This window comes from Pseudomonas sp. Hp2, assembly GCF_006386585.1.
Taxonomy (GTDB): domain Bacteria; phylum Pseudomonadota; class Gammaproteobacteria; order Xanthomonadales; family Xanthomonadaceae; genus Pseudomonas_S; species Pseudomonas_S boreopolis.
The window spans coordinates 160,145-174,757 of the sequence record NZ_VAHJ01000001.1 but is presented as its reverse complement, the minus strand read 5'-3'; the positions used below and the strand labels follow the sequence as shown (position 1 = coordinate 174,757).

General features: G+C 69.3%; 18 protein-coding genes. 6 read left to right on the top strand and 12 right to left on the bottom strand.

Features of this window, described 5'->3' with window-relative positions; genetic code table 11:
* Nucleotides 1–65: 65 nt before the first annotated feature.
* A complete protein-coding gene (locus tag FD678_RS00770) occupies nt 66–1,049 on the top strand; it encodes a hypothetical protein (RefSeq protein WP_140718707.1) in 984 nt (327 codons plus the stop codon).
* Nucleotides 1,050–1,065: 16 nt separating this feature from the next.
* On the opposite strand, the gene FD678_RS00765 is transcribed toward FD678_RS00770, so the two are convergent.
* From FD678_RS00765 to asnS, 11 genes are all read right to left on the bottom strand, one after another.
* Nucleotides 1,066–1,752, bottom strand: coding sequence for a DUF2461 domain-containing protein (locus FD678_RS00765; protein ID WP_140718706.1), 687 nt, complete (start codon nt 1,750–1,752; stop codon nt 1,066–1,068).
* The gene (sbcB, locus tag FD678_RS00760; RefSeq protein WP_140718705.1) at nt 1,749–3,188 is read right to left on the bottom strand and encodes an exodeoxyribonuclease I; all 1,440 of its coding nucleotides are present in this window, start codon (nt 3,186–3,188) and stop codon (nt 1,749–1,751) included. The genes FD678_RS00765 and sbcB overlap by 4 nt, the downstream gene beginning before the upstream one ends.
* Before the next feature lie 353 nt (nt 3,189–3,541).
* Nucleotides 3,542–4,906, bottom strand: coding sequence for an FAD-dependent oxidoreductase (locus FD678_RS00755; protein WP_140718704.1), 1,365 nt, complete (start codon nt 4,904–4,906; stop codon nt 3,542–3,544).
* A gap of 102 nt (nt 4,907–5,008) precedes the next feature.
* Nucleotides 5,009–6,283 carry a kynureninase gene (gene kynU / locus FD678_RS00750; protein ID WP_140718703.1) on the bottom strand — a complete coding sequence of 425 codons (1,275 nt, stop codon included), beginning with the start codon at nt 6,281–6,283 and terminating at the stop codon, nt 5,009–5,011.
* Between the two features lie 127 nt (nt 6,284–6,410).
* Complete coding sequence (locus FD678_RS00745; RefSeq protein ID WP_140718702.1) at nt 6,411–6,932, bottom strand: 3-hydroxyanthranilate 3,4-dioxygenase; 522 nt, start codon at nt 6,930–6,932, stop codon at nt 6,411–6,413.
* Between the two features lie 22 nt (nt 6,933–6,954).
* Entirely contained in the window at nt 6,955–7,617 is a 663-nt protein-coding gene (can, locus tag FD678_RS00740) for a carbonate dehydratase (RefSeq protein WP_140718701.1), read from the bottom strand.
* A gap of 44 nt (nt 7,618–7,661) precedes the next feature.
* Complete coding sequence (locus FD678_RS00735; RefSeq protein ID WP_140718700.1) at nt 7,662–8,303, bottom strand: FMN-binding negative transcriptional regulator; 642 nt, start codon at nt 8,301–8,303, stop codon at nt 7,662–7,664.
* A gap of 1 nt (nt 8,304) precedes the next feature.
* Nucleotides 8,305–8,619: a hypothetical protein gene (locus FD678_RS00730; protein WP_140718699.1), complete on the bottom strand. Its 315-nt coding sequence runs from the start codon at nt 8,617–8,619 to the stop codon at nt 8,305–8,307.
* A complete protein-coding gene (locus FD678_RS00725) occupies nt 8,616–8,921 on the bottom strand; it encodes a hypothetical protein (RefSeq protein ID WP_140718698.1) in 306 nt (101 codons plus the stop codon). The genes FD678_RS00730 and FD678_RS00725 overlap by 4 nt, the downstream gene beginning before the upstream one ends.
* Nucleotides 8,918–9,163, bottom strand: coding sequence for a hypothetical protein (locus FD678_RS00720; RefSeq protein WP_140718697.1), 246 nt, complete (start codon nt 9,161–9,163; stop codon nt 8,918–8,920). The genes FD678_RS00725 and FD678_RS00720 overlap by 4 nt, the downstream gene beginning before the upstream one ends.
* Nucleotides 9,164–9,320: 157 nt before the next feature.
* Complete coding sequence (asnS, locus tag FD678_RS00715) at nt 9,321–10,721, bottom strand: asparagine--tRNA ligase (protein ID WP_140718696.1); 1,401 nt, start codon at nt 10,719–10,721, stop codon at nt 9,321–9,323.
* Between the two features lie 219 nt (nt 10,722–10,940).
* On the opposite strand from asnS, the gene FD678_RS00710 reads away from it, so the two are divergent.
* The 4 genes from FD678_RS00710 to rplI all read left to right on the top strand — a co-directional run bounded on the left by FD678_RS00710 (nt 10,941) and on the right by rplI (nt 12,746).
* Nucleotides 10,941–11,282, top strand: coding sequence for a HesB/IscA family protein (locus FD678_RS00710; RefSeq protein WP_140718695.1), 342 nt, complete (start codon nt 10,941–10,943; stop codon nt 11,280–11,282).
* Nucleotides 11,283–11,470: 188 nt separating this feature from the next.
* Nucleotides 11,471–11,902: a 30S ribosomal protein S6 gene (gene rpsF, locus FD678_RS00705; protein WP_140718694.1), complete on the top strand. Its 432-nt coding sequence runs from the start codon at nt 11,471–11,473 to the stop codon at nt 11,900–11,902.
* A gap of 11 nt (nt 11,903–11,913) precedes the next feature.
* Nucleotides 11,914–12,144: a 30S ribosomal protein S18 gene (gene rpsR / locus FD678_RS00700; RefSeq protein ID WP_002804494.1), complete on the top strand. Its 231-nt coding sequence runs from the start codon at nt 11,914–11,916 to the stop codon at nt 12,142–12,144.
* A gap of 152 nt (nt 12,145–12,296) precedes the next feature.
* The gene (rplI, locus tag FD678_RS00695) at nt 12,297–12,746 is read left to right on the top strand and encodes a 50S ribosomal protein L9 (protein ID WP_140718693.1); all 450 of its coding nucleotides are present in this window, start codon (nt 12,297–12,299) and stop codon (nt 12,744–12,746) included.
* Between the two features lie 175 nt (nt 12,747–12,921).
* On the opposite strand, the gene FD678_RS00690 is transcribed toward rplI, so the two are convergent.
* Entirely contained in the window at nt 12,922–13,584 is a 663-nt protein-coding gene (locus FD678_RS00690; RefSeq protein WP_140718692.1) for a flavodoxin family protein, read from the bottom strand.
* 118 nt (nt 13,585–13,702) lie between these two features.
* Here FD678_RS00690 and FD678_RS00685 point away from each other — a divergent pair, with 118 nt between their 5' ends.
* Nucleotides 13,703–14,587 carry a LysR substrate-binding domain-containing protein gene (locus tag FD678_RS00685; protein WP_140718691.1) on the top strand — a complete coding sequence of 295 codons (885 nt, stop codon included), beginning with the start codon at nt 13,703–13,705 and terminating at the stop codon, nt 14,585–14,587.
* Nucleotides 14,588–14,613 lie beyond the last annotated feature (26 nt).

Below are 14,613 nucleotides of genomic sequence, written 5' to 3'. Positions count from 1 at the left end.
CGCACGGCGCATGAACGCGCCAACAGGAACGATCGTGCCGCGCCGGCGGCCGGGGGGAGAAACGAGTGAAGAAGCTTGCAACGTGCCTGCTGGGCCTGGCATGGCTCCTGGCCGCGGGGCGTTCGGGGGCGGACGAGACTGCCACGGTCGGGGTCGTCGATTCCGACATCGCGCTGTTCTGGCAGGTCTACGACCGGGTCCGGGCCGAGCCCGAGCGCGACCGGCAACTGCAGTTGCTGCAGCACGGCTACCTGGACCGGGGCTCGCCGGGCCTGGCCGCGTTCGCGCAGGCCAAGGGCTACGATGCCGCCGCCTACGTCGACGCGATCCGCGCCTATCCGCGCTACTGGGATTCGATCCGCCCGCGCACCGGGCTGGTCGCGCCGGTGGTCGGCCGGGTCGAGCGGCACCTGCGACGGTTGCGGCAGGTCTACCCCGGCTTGCGCGATGCGTCCATCTACCTGGAGGTCGGCGCGCTGCGTTCGGCCGGCACCACCCTGGACGACAAGGTGTTGATCGGCGTGGAACTGGCCGCCGGCGACGGCACCGTCGATACTTCGCAGATGCCGGAGCGGCTGCAGCGCTTCTTCGCCGGTTATTTCGCCAGCCGTCCGCTGGACAACCTGGACCTGCTGCTGGTCCACGAGGCGGTGCACACGCAGCAGCGCGGCGCGCGCGGCAGCCTGCTCGCCCAGGCCGTGTACGAGGGCGTGGCCGATTTCGTCGCCGAGCAGGTGACCGGACGCCTGCCCGAACTGGATTACGTCCGCTACGGGCCGGCCCACGATGCGGCGATCCGCGCGGCATTCCGGAAGGACATGGCCGGCAACGACTACAGCGGGTGGCTCTACAACGACGCCGACAACCCGTTCGGGACGCGCGATCTCGGCTACTACGTCGGCTACGCGATCTGCGCGGGCTATTACCGGGCCAGTGCGGACCGGGCCGCGGCGATCCGCACGATGATCGAACTGGACCTTGCCGATGCCGCGGCGGTGCAACGCTTCGTCGATGCCTCCGGCTACTTCGGCCGCGACGCGGGGCGGTGACCGGCCCGGCGCCGGTTCAGAACTCCAGGTCCAGCGCCGCGCACAGGTAGTCGACGAACGGGCCGAGCGTCGCCAGGTCGGCGGCGACGGTCTGGCGCAGGCGCGGGCCGGTCATCGTGACGTCGTCGAGCGGGCGCCACATCACCCAGTTGCGCTGCTTGAGGTCGTCCAGGAACTCGAAGTCGGCCGGGAAGCCGCGCGGCGGCCGCACCATCTTCTCTTCCTGCGCCAGTTCGAACTTGCGCCGCAGTTTCGGAGCGTGCGCGGCTGCCTTCCAACTGCCCGGGTTGTCGAAGATGAACTGCCGGATGCGGCGCTGCACTTCCGGCTCGGGGTGCCAGATGCCGGCGCCGACGAAGCTCTCGCCCGGCTGCAGGTGCAGGTAGAACGAGGGCGCCGGCACCTCGCGGCGGCGGGCGTGGAACAGGCGCGCGCCCTGCCAGCTCTTGTAGGGCGACTTGTCGTTGGAGAAGCGCGCATCGCGGTAGATGCGGAACAGCGAGCCGCCCTGGCTGCGCGGGTCGGCGCGGAAGTGCTCGCTGACCCCGGCCAGCGCCGGCTGCAGGTCGGTCAGCAGGCGCAGGAACGGCTGGCGCACGTGTTCCTCGTACTGCGCCTTGTGCGCGTTGAACCAGGTCTTGTCGTTGTGGCGGGCCAGGCCGCGCAGGAACTTGAAACTGGCATCGGTGAAGTAGGTCGTCATAGCGAACGCTGCAGGTCGTGGCCCCAGGCCGCCAACTGGTCGAGCAGTGCCAGCTTGGCGGCATCGTGGGCGTGGGCGAGGCGCAGATCGGCGATCTGCGCCCAGAACTGGTCGAAACTGGTTTCTGACAAGCCGCTGTCGGCCATCAGGCGGTGGCGGCGGTAATCGTCCCAGCGCGCCTGCTGGTCGAACGACAGCGTCTGCGGCCAGTTGCGCGCCTGGTAGCGGAACAGCAACTCGGGCATGCGTTCGTCGCGGAAGCGCGATGCCAGCGCCGGCAGGTCGGCCGGCGCGCTGGCGCGCACCAGGGGCATCAGGCGGCGGTCGCCTTCCGCCAGGAAGCCGTCGTACAGCGAGGCGTCCACGTCCCCGGGCGGGACCGCGCGCTCGGTGCCGAATACCCTGCGCACCTTCTCGGCCAGTTCGGGCCCGGCCTGGCGCAGGCGCGCGGCCTTGGCTTCCACGGCGGCCGGATCGATGCACAGGCGGTCGAAGTCCGGCGCGCGCAGGTGGTTCCAGGCCACCAGCGCCGGCACCTTGTTGGTATGGACCTCCTTGAGGGCGATGCGTTGCTCGCCTTCGGGCAGGTCGGCCGCCGGCGTGTACAGGCGATCGGCGATCTCCTCGGGCGACATCCGCAGCAGCGGCTCGATCTCGCCGTCCAGGTCGAACACGATCACGCGGCTGTCGATGCGCGGGTGCCTGGCCAGCGGCAGCACCGGCGCGGCGCACATGCGCGCGGCCGGGTAGCGCTGGGAGACGTGCAGTACCGGCGTGGGCGCGATCACGTCGAGCAGGCCGGAGGCGTAGCGCTTGTCGCGCAGGCGCAGCGCGTATTCCCACATGCGCGGCTGGTGGCGCTTGAACAGGCGCGCCATGCCGATCGTGGCGAACACGTCCGACAGGGCCTCGTGCGCGTCGCCCTCGCGTACGCCGTTGGCCTCGGCCAGGTGCTCGAGCTTGAACGAGGTCGCGCCGTCGTCCCGCTTGGGCCAGGCGATGCCTTCCGGGCGCAGCGCATGCAGCAGGCGCAGCATGTCGAGCAGGTCCCAGCGCGAGTTGCCGCCGCGCCATTCGCGCTCGTAGGGATCGTAGAAGTTGCGGAACAAGCCGTGGCGGACGAACTCGTCGTCGAAGCGCAGCGTGTTGTAGCCGAGCGTGCAGGTCTCCGGGCGCGCCATCAGCTCGACGATGCGCGCGAACGCCTCGGCCTCGTTGATGCCTTCGAGCTGCGCCCGCTGCGGCGCGATGCCGGTGACCAGCGTGGCATGGGGCGAGGGCAGCAAGTCGTCGGCTGGCCGCACGAAGAAGCTGACCGGTTCCTCGACCACGTTGAGTTCGGCATCGGTGCGCACGGCGGCGAACTGCGCGATGCGGGTCTTGCGCGGATCCTGGCCGAAGGTTTCGAGGTCGTAGAAGAGAAAGCTGGCGGGCATGCAGGGACGATCGGGGAGGGCGCGGCCATTCTACGGCGGCTTTGGTGGATGTCCCTACGGGTACGGCTTGCCCGTCGTGGCGCCTCTCCCATCGGGGGCGAGAGGGCATGGCTTGCGCGCCGCTGGCGTGGGCCGGGGCGTGGCGATGCGTTCCTCGATGCGATGGCTGCCGAGCCCTCGCGGCGCGGCTTCGCCCGTACCCTCATCGGCGCTTCGCGCCTTCTCCCGGAAGTGGGGAAGGAAGAAGCCTTCCCATGCCGCAGGCATTGCGCCATACGCCGGGCATCCAGGCGTGTGCGAGCCAGGGGCTCGCAAGCCACGCGTCTAGGCCGCGGGAGGAGAAGGCCGGGCGCTCAATGCGCGCCCTCCAGCGGCGCCAATCGCGCGTGCACGGCCCTTTCCAGCGCGGCCCAGTCGATCCGCGACAGGTCGCGATGCCCGCGCGTGGCCTCGACCAGGATGTCCCGCTGGATTTCGCTGCGCTGCAACGCCGTCGCATACGGCGTGCGCAGGAACGTCACCATCGTGTAGTGCGGCACGAAGCGCGTCGGCCAGCGAGCCTGCAGTTCGCGTTCGAGTTCGCGCTGGAGCAGGAAGTCCGCATCGTCGACGCGGTCGCGCATCTCGACGTAGTTCTCCAGCGCCATTCGCTGGATCGCCTGCGCGTTCGGCTTGCGCTCGCGTTCGAAGGCGGCGAAGGCCCGTTCGATGTCGTCGTGCGCGCACAGCATGTCGGCCAGGGCCACGCAGTCCTCGAACGCGCAGTTCATTCCCTGGCCGTGGAACGGCACCATCGCGTGCGCGGCGTCGCCGACCAGCGCGGCGCGGCCGCCGAGGTGCCAGCGGTCCAGGTAGAGGGTGCCGAGCAGGCCCGGCGGATGTTCTTCCCAGTCCTGCTTCAGGCGCGGGATCAGCGGCAAGGCGTCCGGGAACTCGCGCGCGAACAGCGCAAGCGCCTCGTCGCCGGTGCGGGTGGTGGCGAAACTCGGCTCGCCCTCGTTGGGCAGGAACAGCGTGACGGTGAAGGTGCCGCCATCGTTGGGCAGGGCGATGCACATGTAGTGGCCGCGCGGCCAGATGTGCAACGCATTGCGCTCGATCCGGAACCCTCCGTCCTCGGCCGGGGGGATCTCGAGCTCCTTGTAGGAGTGGTCGAGGAACTCGGTCCGCTCGCCGAGCGGGCTCTTGCGGTTCATCGCCGCGCGCAGCGCCGAACCCGCGCCGTCGGCGCCGACCAGGGTCCGGAAATGGATGTCGTGCGGTTGGTCGTCGCGGTCGTCGATGAAACGCGCGTAGCCAGCGTCGAAATCGACGGTGTGCAGGCGCCGGTAGAAGTGGATCCGCGCGCCGGCCTGTTCGGCCAGCTCCAGCAGCACCAGGTTGAGGTCGGCGCGATGGATCGACCAGATCACCTCGCTGTCGTCGCGGCCGTAGCGCTGCAACTGCGCGGCGGCGCCGGCCGGGTGCACCATGCGCCCGCGCATCATCACCGCGCGCGCCATCACCGCGTCCTCGGCGCCGGCCTGGCGCAACGCATGGCGCCCGCGTTCGGCGAGCGCGAGGTTGATCGACCGGCCCGATTCGTATCCCTTCACGCGCGGGTCGCCGCGTCGTTCGTAGACGGTGACATCCCAGCCGCGCCGGGAAAGAAGGATCGCCAGCAGCGAGCCGGCGAGGCCGGCGCCGACCAGGGTGAGGGAGCGTTGCGTGACGTTCAACGGAGCATCCAGAAGAGGAAGAATCCTGTGGGAGGGACTTCAGTCCCGACGGGCTTTACCGGTAAAACCCGTCGGGACTGAAGTCCCTCCCACAGATGAGGTCTAGTGCCGGCCTGCCCAGCGCTCCACTTCCTCGACGAAGTGGTGCAGGTCGGCGAAGCGGTTGTACATCGGCACCGGGGAGATGCGGATCACGTCCGGCTCGCGCCAGTCGCCGAGCACGCCGGCCGATTGCAGGTACTCGAACAGCGAGCGCCCGCGCTCGCGGCCGCCGATCACGCGCAGGGACAGCTGGCAGCCCCGCCGCGTCGGTTCGGACGGCGTGACGATCTGCAGCACCTGGGACAGGCGCGCGCGGATCAGCGCTTCCAGCAACCCGGTGAGCTGCTCGGACTTGCGCCGCAGCGCGGGCATGCCGGCCTGGTCGAACAAGGCGAGCGAGGCGCGCAGCGGCGCGATCGCCAGGATCGGCGGGTTGCTCAGCTGCCAGCCTTCCGCGCCGGGCGTGGGCACGAACTCCGGCGCCATCCGGAAGCGGGTCTGCTTCTCGTGGCCCCACCAGCCGGCGAAGCGGGGCAGGCCGGCGCGCGCGTGGCGCTCGTGCACGAAGCACCCGGCGACCGCGCCGGGGCCGGCATTGAGGTATTTGTAGTGGCACCACACCGCGAAATCGGCGCCGTCCTCGTGCAGCGACAACGACAGGTTGCCGACCGCGTGGGCCAGGTCGAAGCCCACGGCCGCGCCCTGGGCGCGCGCGAGCCGGACGATCTGCGCCAGGTCGAACGCCTGCCCGGTGCGGTACTGCACGCCCGGCCACAGCACCAGCGCGAGCCGCGGGCCATGCTCGGCGATGGCGCGTTCGATCGCCGCCATCGAGATGGTGCCGTCGGGCTCGTCGGCGTCCACCTCGATCAGGTCGGTGGCCGGGTCGAAGCCGTGGAAGCGGATCTGCGACTCCACGGCATGCCGGTCCGACGGGAACGCGCCGGCCTCGATCAGGATCGCCGGCCGTTCCGGGGTCGGGCGATAGAAGCTGACCATCATCAGGTGCAGGTTGACGCTCAGCGAGTTCATCGCCACCACTTCGACCGGCTTGGCGCCGACCAGTCGCGCCAGCGGTCCGGTGACCAGCTCCTGGTAGGTCATCCATTGCGCCTGTCCGGTGAAGTGGCCTTCCACGGCCAGCGTGCCCCAGTGGTCGAGCACTTCCTGGATCATCGCCTTGGCGCCGCGCGGCTGCAGGCCCAGCGAGTTGCCGACGAAGTAGGTCTGTTCGCCGTCGCCGTGGCGCGGGAACAGGAACTCCCCGCGCAGGTGGCGAAGCGGATCTTCCGCGTCGAGCGCGAGGGCGTGGGTGCGAGAGAGCGGTTCGGTCATGGGCTGGGCGGTGCAGGAACAGGCCCGCAGTGTATCGCCGTGGGAGGGTTTCCAGTCCCGACGGGGCTTCCCCGGGAAAGCCCCGTCGTTACCGAAGTCCCTTCCACGGGAGCGTTCGTGTCCGTCGCTATGCCCGATGGCGCGCCGGGACCGGGTGCACCTCGCCGCACGCGCCGCAGGTGCGCAGCGCCTCGGAGCCATAGAAGCGCTCGAACACCGGCGGGAAGTCGGCCTCGATGTTCTTCAGCGGGAAGTACTCCTCGTACAGCTTGTGGTTGCATTTCCCGCAGAACCACATCAGCCCGTCCTGTTCGTGCGGCAGGCGCCTGCGTTCGACCACCAGCCCGACCGAGTCGGGCATGCGCTGCGGCGAATGCGGCACCTTCGGCGGCAGCAGGAAGATCTCGCCGGCGCGGATCGGGATGTCGCGGACCCGGCCGTCCTCCTGCACCTTCAGCACCATCTCGCCTTCCAGCTGGTAGAACCACTCGGGGCCTTCGTCGTAGTGGTAGTCGGTGCGCGCGTTGGGCCCGCCGACGACCATGACGATGAAGTCGTCCTGCTGGATGCACTTGTTGCCGACCGGGGGCTTGAGCAGGTGCCGGTGCTCCTCGATCCAGGCCTGCAGGTTGATGGGCGAGGGCAGCATGGCGGCTCCGGTCGGTGAGGGGTCAGCGTTCTTCGCGATCGGCCTGGATGCGCGCCAGCGCAGCCTGGTAGCGCTCGTCGAGTTCTTCCGGCCGGGCGACGTCCATGCCCAGGTCGTGCACCCGGCCGTCGCGCAGGCTGTAGACCCAGCCGTGCACGGCCAGCGCCTGGCCGCGGTTCCACGCGTCCTGCACGACCGTGGTGCGGGCGACGTGCACGACCTGCTCGAGCACGTTCAGCTCGCACAGGCGCGCATGCTGCATCGACAGCTCCCCGGCGTCGTGCAGGCAGCCGGCATGCTTGTCGGCGACGTCGGTGACGTGGCGGATCCAGTTGTCGACGAGGCCGAGCCGCTGCTGGGTCAGGCTGGCGTAGACGCCGCCGCAGCCGTAGTGGCCGACCACCAGGATGTGCTTGACCTTGAGCACGTCGACCGCGAACTGGATCGTGGACAGGCAGTTCAGGTCGGTGTGCACGACCACGTTGGCGACGTTGCGGTGCACGAACACCTCGCCCGGCGCCATGTCGATGATCTGGTTGGCCGGCACGCGCGAATCGGAGCAGCCGATCCACAGGTATTCGGGCTTCTGCTGCTTGGAAAGCCGCGCGAAGAACTCCGGGTCCTCGCGATGGATCCGTTCGGACCATTCGCGGTTGTTTTCGAGCAATTGGGTCAGTGAACTCATCGGGGGATGCTCCAGTAGCCGCGAGGCGGCTGGAAGGGAATGGATCAGCCTGGCGAAGCCTCGCGGCGCGGGCGCCAGCGTTGCATCCAGGCGGCGGTGTCGCGGGCGTCCTGCGCCGGCTGGCGCCCCAGCGCCTCGATCACCGCATCGACATTGGCTTGCGGATGGTTCTGGCTCAGCTTCAGCTTGAGCTCGATCGAGGCCACCTCGAAACGGAAGCCGACGATGCCGCGCAGCTGGCGCACGTGCTCGGGACGGTCGGTCTCGAACCGCCAGTCGCTGCCGATGCCGGATTCGAAGGCATCGCCGAGGCGCGTCACCAGGTCCGCCAGCAGGGCCTCGTCGCGGTAGGGCAGCAGCCGGCCCTTCAGGTGGGCGACCGCGTAGTTCCAGGTCGGTACGCGCGCGGCGGCTTCCTTGTCGGGGTACCAGCCCGGCGAGACGTAGGCGTGCGGGCCGTGCACGATCGCCAGCGCCTGGCCTTCGTGCACGGCCTGCGGGTTGGGGCGCGCCCAATGGCCTTCCAGCACCACGGCGTCGCCGTCGCGCGCATACAGCACGGGCAGGTGGCTGACCTGCGGCAGCAGGCCCTCGCCCGGCGTGACCAGCGTGACGAAGGGATCGCGCGCGAACAGGTCGTCCAGCGCGGTCAGGTCGGTGCCGGCGAAGGCGCGGGGCGTGTACATCTCAAGCGCGATGCCCGAGGGTGACCGTCATCAGGCCGCGCAGCTCCTCGTCGCTGCCGGCGCTGGGCGGGGCGATCTCGCCCAGCGAGAAGCCGCGCGCCAGCGCGTCCTCCTCGTCGAGGCCGTCGAAGGCCACGAACTCGGCGTCGAACAGGGCCGCGCGCGCGCTGTCCTCGCTGTCGTAGACCAGTACCTTGCCGTCGCTGTCGAGCACTTCGGCGGTACCGGCGTCCTTCACCCGTAGCCGTGCCCAGATCAGCAGCCGGCCGAGCGTGGCCAGCCACCACTGATCGTATGCGCGGTTGGATTCGTTCATTGCATCACCTTGGACAGCAGGGCCAGCAGGGCGGCCATGCCCAATCCGGCGAAAATGGTCAGCAGCGCCAGCCAGGCCGGCGTGGCCAGGCCCGACAGGCTGCCGTCGCGCTCGCTGCGGTAGCGGCGTTCGAGCAGCCAGCGCAGCGCCGCCGGGTTGAGGAAGGCGCCCTGGCCGAACGCATCGGCCAGCGCCGGATGGCGGTCGCGGACGTGCACCAGGGTCAGCGGCCAGAAGATCACGAACGCGCAGAAGCCGGCCACCGCGACGCCGACGAAGCAAAGGGCGAAGAACAGGGTCATGCGTGCATCGCTCCCAGCAGGCGCGGGGCGAACGCCCCCAGCACCAGGGCGGCGGCGGTGATCCACAGCGGCTTGAGCGCATGGGTCACGGCCGTGCGCGCCTCGGCGGTCTCCCACCACGAGCCGCCGCCGTGGCGCGAGGCCATCCGCTGCAGCTTGGCGGCACGGACGATGGCGACGATGGCCGCCACCATCGCCACCACGTAGAGCGCCAACTGCACCGTCACCGCCAGTTGCAGCATGGCCTAGGGCCCGCCGACGCCGCCGGGACGGGGCACGGCGGCCCGGAGGGCCGCGCCTGGGCAGGCATGGTGCCGCGTCGTCACTGGGTCTTTCGTCGACATAAGCTTCCTCGTTCTCCCTTGCCCCGCGCGCGTCCAGGCACGGCGCGACGTGTCGCTAGAACTCCGCGCTGCCCGGCGCGCGCGGGTACGGGATCGCGTCGCGGATGTTGGACAGGCCGCAGACGTAGACCACCAGGCGCTCGAAGCCCAGGCCGAAGCCGGCATGCGGCACCGAGCCGTAGCGGCGGAAGTCGCGGTACCACTGGTAGTGCTCCGGATCCAGGCCGAACTGCGCCATGCGCGCGTCCAGCACGTCCAGGCGCTCCTCGCGCTGGCTGCCGCCGATGATCTCGCCGATCCCGGGCGCCAGCACGTCCATCGCCGCGACGGTCTTGCCGTCGTCGTTCAGGCGCATGTAGAAGGCCTTGATGTGCTCGGGGTAGTTGGTCACCACCACCGGCCGGCCGACGTGTTCCTCGGTCAGCCAGCGCTCGTGCTCGGTCTGCAGGTCCAGGCCCCATTCGACCGGGAAGTCGAACTTCTTGCCGGACTTCTGCAGCAGCGCGATCGCGTCGGTGTACTCGATCCGCTCGAACGGCGAGTTGATGAAGTTCTCCAGTTTGCTGACCGCGGTCTTGTCCACGCGCTCGGCGATGAAGGCCAGGTCGTCGGCGCGCTCGTCCAGCACCGCCTTGAACAGGTACTTGAGGAACTGCTCGGCCACGCGCGCGTCCTCGGCCAGGTCGGCGAAGGCGATCTCCGGCTCGATCATCCAGAACTCGGCCAGGTGGCGGGTGGTGTGGCTGTTCTCGGCGCGGAAGGTCGGGCCGAAGGTGTAGACCTTGCTCAGCGACAAGGCGTAGGCCTCGACGTTGAGCTGGCCGGAGACGGTCAGGAAGGTCTCCTTGCCGAAGAAGTCGCGGCTGAAGTCGACCTCGCCCTTGTCGGTGCGCGGCAGGTTGACCAGGTCCAGCGTGGAGACGCGGAACATCTGCCCGGCGCCCTCGGCGTCGGAGGTGGTGATGATCGGCGTGGAGATCCAGAGGTAGCCGTTCTCGTGGAAGAAGCGGTGCACCGCCTGCGCCAGGCAGTTGCGGATGCGGGCGACCGCGCCGAACAGGTTGGTGCGCGGGCGCAGGTGCGCGACCTCGCGCAGGAACTCCAGCGAGTGCGCCTTGGGCTGGATCGGGTAGGTCTCCGGGTCCTCGACCCAGCCGACCACCTCGATCGACTGCGCCTGGATCTCGAACGCCTGGCCCTGGCCCTGCGAGGCGACCAGCGTCCCGGTGGCGATCACCGAGCAGCCGGCGGTGAGCTTCTTCACTTCCGACTCGTAATTGGGCAGGTCGGACGGGGCGACCACCTGGATCGCGGCGAAGCAGGAGCCGTCGCTGACATTGACGAAGCTCAGGCCCGCCTTGGAATCACGCCGGGTACGCACCCAGCCACGGACCGTCACTTCGCCGCCGGCCGGGATCTTCCCGGCAAGCGCATGTTCAACGCTGACCACCGTCATGATTGTTCCTTTGCCACGGCAAACCGCTATAGGGGCCGCCCAGTTTAAAGGCGGAGCGGAGCGGGCGCGAGATACCTGAACGGGTGGGTTGAACCCGGGCCGATGCGTCCCATCTTTGTCGAGGCGATCGCGGCAGGCGTCGGATCCGCCGGATTTCCCGGCGAGCCTCGCCCTGCCGGGCGCCTCGTATAATCGTCAAGTCCGTCCGGAGTGGAACCCATGGCCGTCACCCTCACCCCCGTCGCCCTCGAGCGCGTACGCCGCTTCACCCAGCAGACCCCCGGCGCGCTGGGCCTGCGCTTCGGCGTGACCCGTACCGGGTGTTCGGGCTGGGGCCACGTCACCGACCTGGCGCGCGAGCAGCGCGAGGACGACACGGTGTTCGAGCAGGACGGCGTGCGCATCTACGTCGACGCGCAGAGCCTGCCGCTGGTGGACGGTACCCGCATCGACTTCGGCAAGCACGGGCTGAGCGAGACCTTCACCTTCCAGAATCCCAACGCCACCGCCGAGTGCGGCTGCGGGGAGAGCTTCACGACGGACGCCTCGCACGCGGCGTGATGGCCGCGTCCATCGCGTGCCCGGCCGCCCGCCCCGGGGCGGGCGGTTGCGGGCGCCTGCGCGAACTGCCATAATTTCGAGCTTCCTGCCCGCGACCCGGGCGGGATTTCCTTGCTCCACCGGCCGCTTGGCGGATCCCGGGGGGCTGTCCGGCCCGCGTGGCCACATCCGAAAGGTAACGAACCAACATGAGTCGTCATTACGAAATCGTGTTCCTGGTCCATCCGGACCAGAGCGAACAGGTCCCGGCCATGATCGAGCGCTACAAGAGCTTGGTCGAGAACGGCAACGGCAAGATCCACCGCCTGGAAGACTGGGGCCGCCGCCAGCTGGCCTACCCGATCCAGAACCTGGTGAAGGCGCACTACGTGCTGATGAACATCGAGGCCGACCAGGCCGTGCTGAACGAGCTGGTCGAAAGCTTCCGCTTCAACGACGCCGTGCTGCGCAACCTGGTCATCAAGCGCGATGGCCCGGACACCGAGCAGTCGCTGATCATGAAGAGCAAGGACGAGAAGGGCGACAAGCCCGAGCGTGGCGAGCGTCGTCGTCGTGACGACGAAGAGGGCGACAGCAATGCCGCCGCCGACAACGACGGCGACAACGCCGAAGCCGCCTAAGGAGCACACCCATGTCCAAGTTCTTCCGCCGCCGCAAGTTCTGCAAGTTCACCGCCGAGGGCGTCAAGGAGATCGACTACAAGGATCTCAACACCTTGCGCCAGTACCTGACCGAGAACGGCAAGATCGTGCCGAGCCGCGTCACCGGCACCAAGTCGAAGTACCAGCGCCAGCTGGCCACGGCCGTCAAGCGCGCCCGCTTCCTGGCCCTGATCCCGTACACCGACAACCACGACGTTTGATTCGAGTCCCTCGGAAGAGCCCGCACATCCGTGTGCGGGTTTTCAACAGGAAAGCATCCTCCGATGACTTTTCTGGCGTCTTTCCCGTCCTATTCGGACAGCAAGCGTTGCGGCGGCCGCGTGCCGCCGCTAACGAATAACGGAGCATTACGATGGAACTGATTCTTCTGCAGAAGGTGACCAACCTCGGCAACCTGGGCGACAAGGTCAGCGTGAAGCCGGGCTACGGCCGCAACTACCTGGTGCCGCAGGGCAAGGCCGTGCCGGCCACCGAGGCCAACGTCGCCGCGTTCGAGGCCAAGCGTGCCGAGTACGAGGCCAAGGCCAAGGCCAGCCACGACGAGGCCCAGGCCCGTGCCGCCAAGTTCGAGGGCGCGAGCGTGACCATCGCCGCGCACGCCTCGACCGAAGGCAAGCTGTACGGCTCGGTGGGTCCGCGCGACATCGCCGAGGCCTTCACCGCCGCTGGCCTGCCGCTGTCCAAGAGCGAGGTCATCCAGGGCGAGGGCGCGTTCCGCCAGATCGGCGAGTACGACGTGCTCCTGCACCTGCATGCCGACGTCGAGGTCACGGTCAAGGTCGTGGTCGAGGCCGACGCCTGATCCGCCTGGCGGATCGATCGCTGTAAACCGAGACGGGCGCCCCTTGGGCGCCCGTCTTCTTTTGGCGCTGCCCATCTTCCTCGCGGGAGGGGCTTTCGTCCCGGCGCCAGGCCGGTAGGGCCCGCCGGGGGCGGAGTCCCTCCGCACAATCGCCGGCCAATGCCAACGGCGCCCATCATGAGGCGGTGGCGGCCGGTCGGGGCGTCGGCGCCCAGACCGCATTGCCCCGGGGCGTATCCACCCGGTAGTCCGAATAGTGCCGGTCGAGGATGTCCCGGCCCAGCGCGCGTGCGGCGTCCAGCGGCCGGCGCGGGTCGTGCGCGACTTCGCCGCGGGCATTGCCCACGCCGTGCACGAAGCCGGCGAATTGCGAATGGGTGTAGCGCGCATATTCCTGCAACTGGTGCACGATGCCCTGCGCCACGCCGGGGTAGCTTTCCTCCGAGGCGACCACCAGGCCCAGGCGCTTGCCGGTCATGCGGCGCTTGACCTCCTCCGACTGCGGATGCGAGGCGACGTAGTAGGCGAACGAGCGATCGAAGAACGCCTTGGTCTGCGCCGACATGCCGTACCAGTAGACCGGCGTGCAGAACACCACGCCGGCCGCGGGCAGGAAGTGCTCGAGGAACAGCTCGCCGTAGCGATCGGCCGCGGGAGGTGCCTGCCGGATATCGGTCAGCAGGCCGGCGATGTAGTCGTCGGCGAAACGGATGCTGGCGTCGAGGCCGGCTTCCGAAGCGCCCTCGGCGACCGCCTGGGCCATCAGGGCGCTGTTGCCGTCGCGGCGCGGGCTGCCGACGAGGATCAGTAGGCGTTTATCTGGGTGAGCTTGATTCATTTGTCGTCCTGTTTGGGATGGCGATGGAGGCGTTGATTCTTCAGCTTGGACGAGGTTCGCGACAAACGATGGTTTTTCACCGATGATGAATTGAATTCATCCATGGGAGACGACCTCTGTGTTCGCTTCGCTGCCGCTGTCCGGGTTGCGCGCGTTCGAGGCGGCCGCGCGCTGGCTCAGCTTCAAGCGCGCCGCGGCCGAGCTGTCGGTGACGCCGACCGCCGTCTCGCACCAGATCCGCAATCTCGAGCGCACCCTCGGCTTCGCCCTGTTCGAACGACGTCCGCGCGGATTGGCCCTCACGGCCAAGGGCGCGCAATTGTTCGAAGGCGTGCATGGCGCCCTGCAGGAGGTGGCCTGGACGCTGGAGCGGCTCAGGCCGGAGCCGGACGCCGGCACGGTCACGCTGACCACGACGCACTCCTTCGCCGCGCTGTGGCTGGTGCCCAGGCTCGGGCGCTTCTACGAGGCGCATCCGCGCTACCAGGTGCTGCTGGAGACCGGGCCGGAGGTGCTCGACCTGCAAAGGAACGCCCGCGTGGACCTCGCCATCCGCTACGGCGGCGGCCCCTATCCCGGGCTGCGCGAACTGGCGGTCCTTGCCGAGCGGTTCGGCGTGTACGGCGCGCCGGCGCAGGTGGCGGGGGCGACGCTGCAGGTGCCCAGGCGCATCACCGTCCGCTGGCGGGACTCGCGCCTGTACGAGGAGGCCTGGCAACGCTGGTGCGCCGCCGCCGGCGAGGCGTGGCCGGAGGAGGAGCCGCGGGTCTACGACGAGGAGAGCTATGCGCTGCAGGCCGCGATGGCGGGCCAGGGGCTGGTCATGGCCAGCTCGCTCATGGTCGCCGAGGCCGTGGCGAACGGCTTGCTGTGCGCGTACCGGCCGGAGATCGCGGTGCCCGGCGGCAGCTACGCCGTGCTCTGCGTCCCGGGCCGGGAGCGGCGCCCGGCCGTGGCGGCGTTCCTGGAGTGGATGGCGGGCCAGGTCGCCGCGCCGGCATGAACGGGCGAGGCCGATCCGGGGCGAAC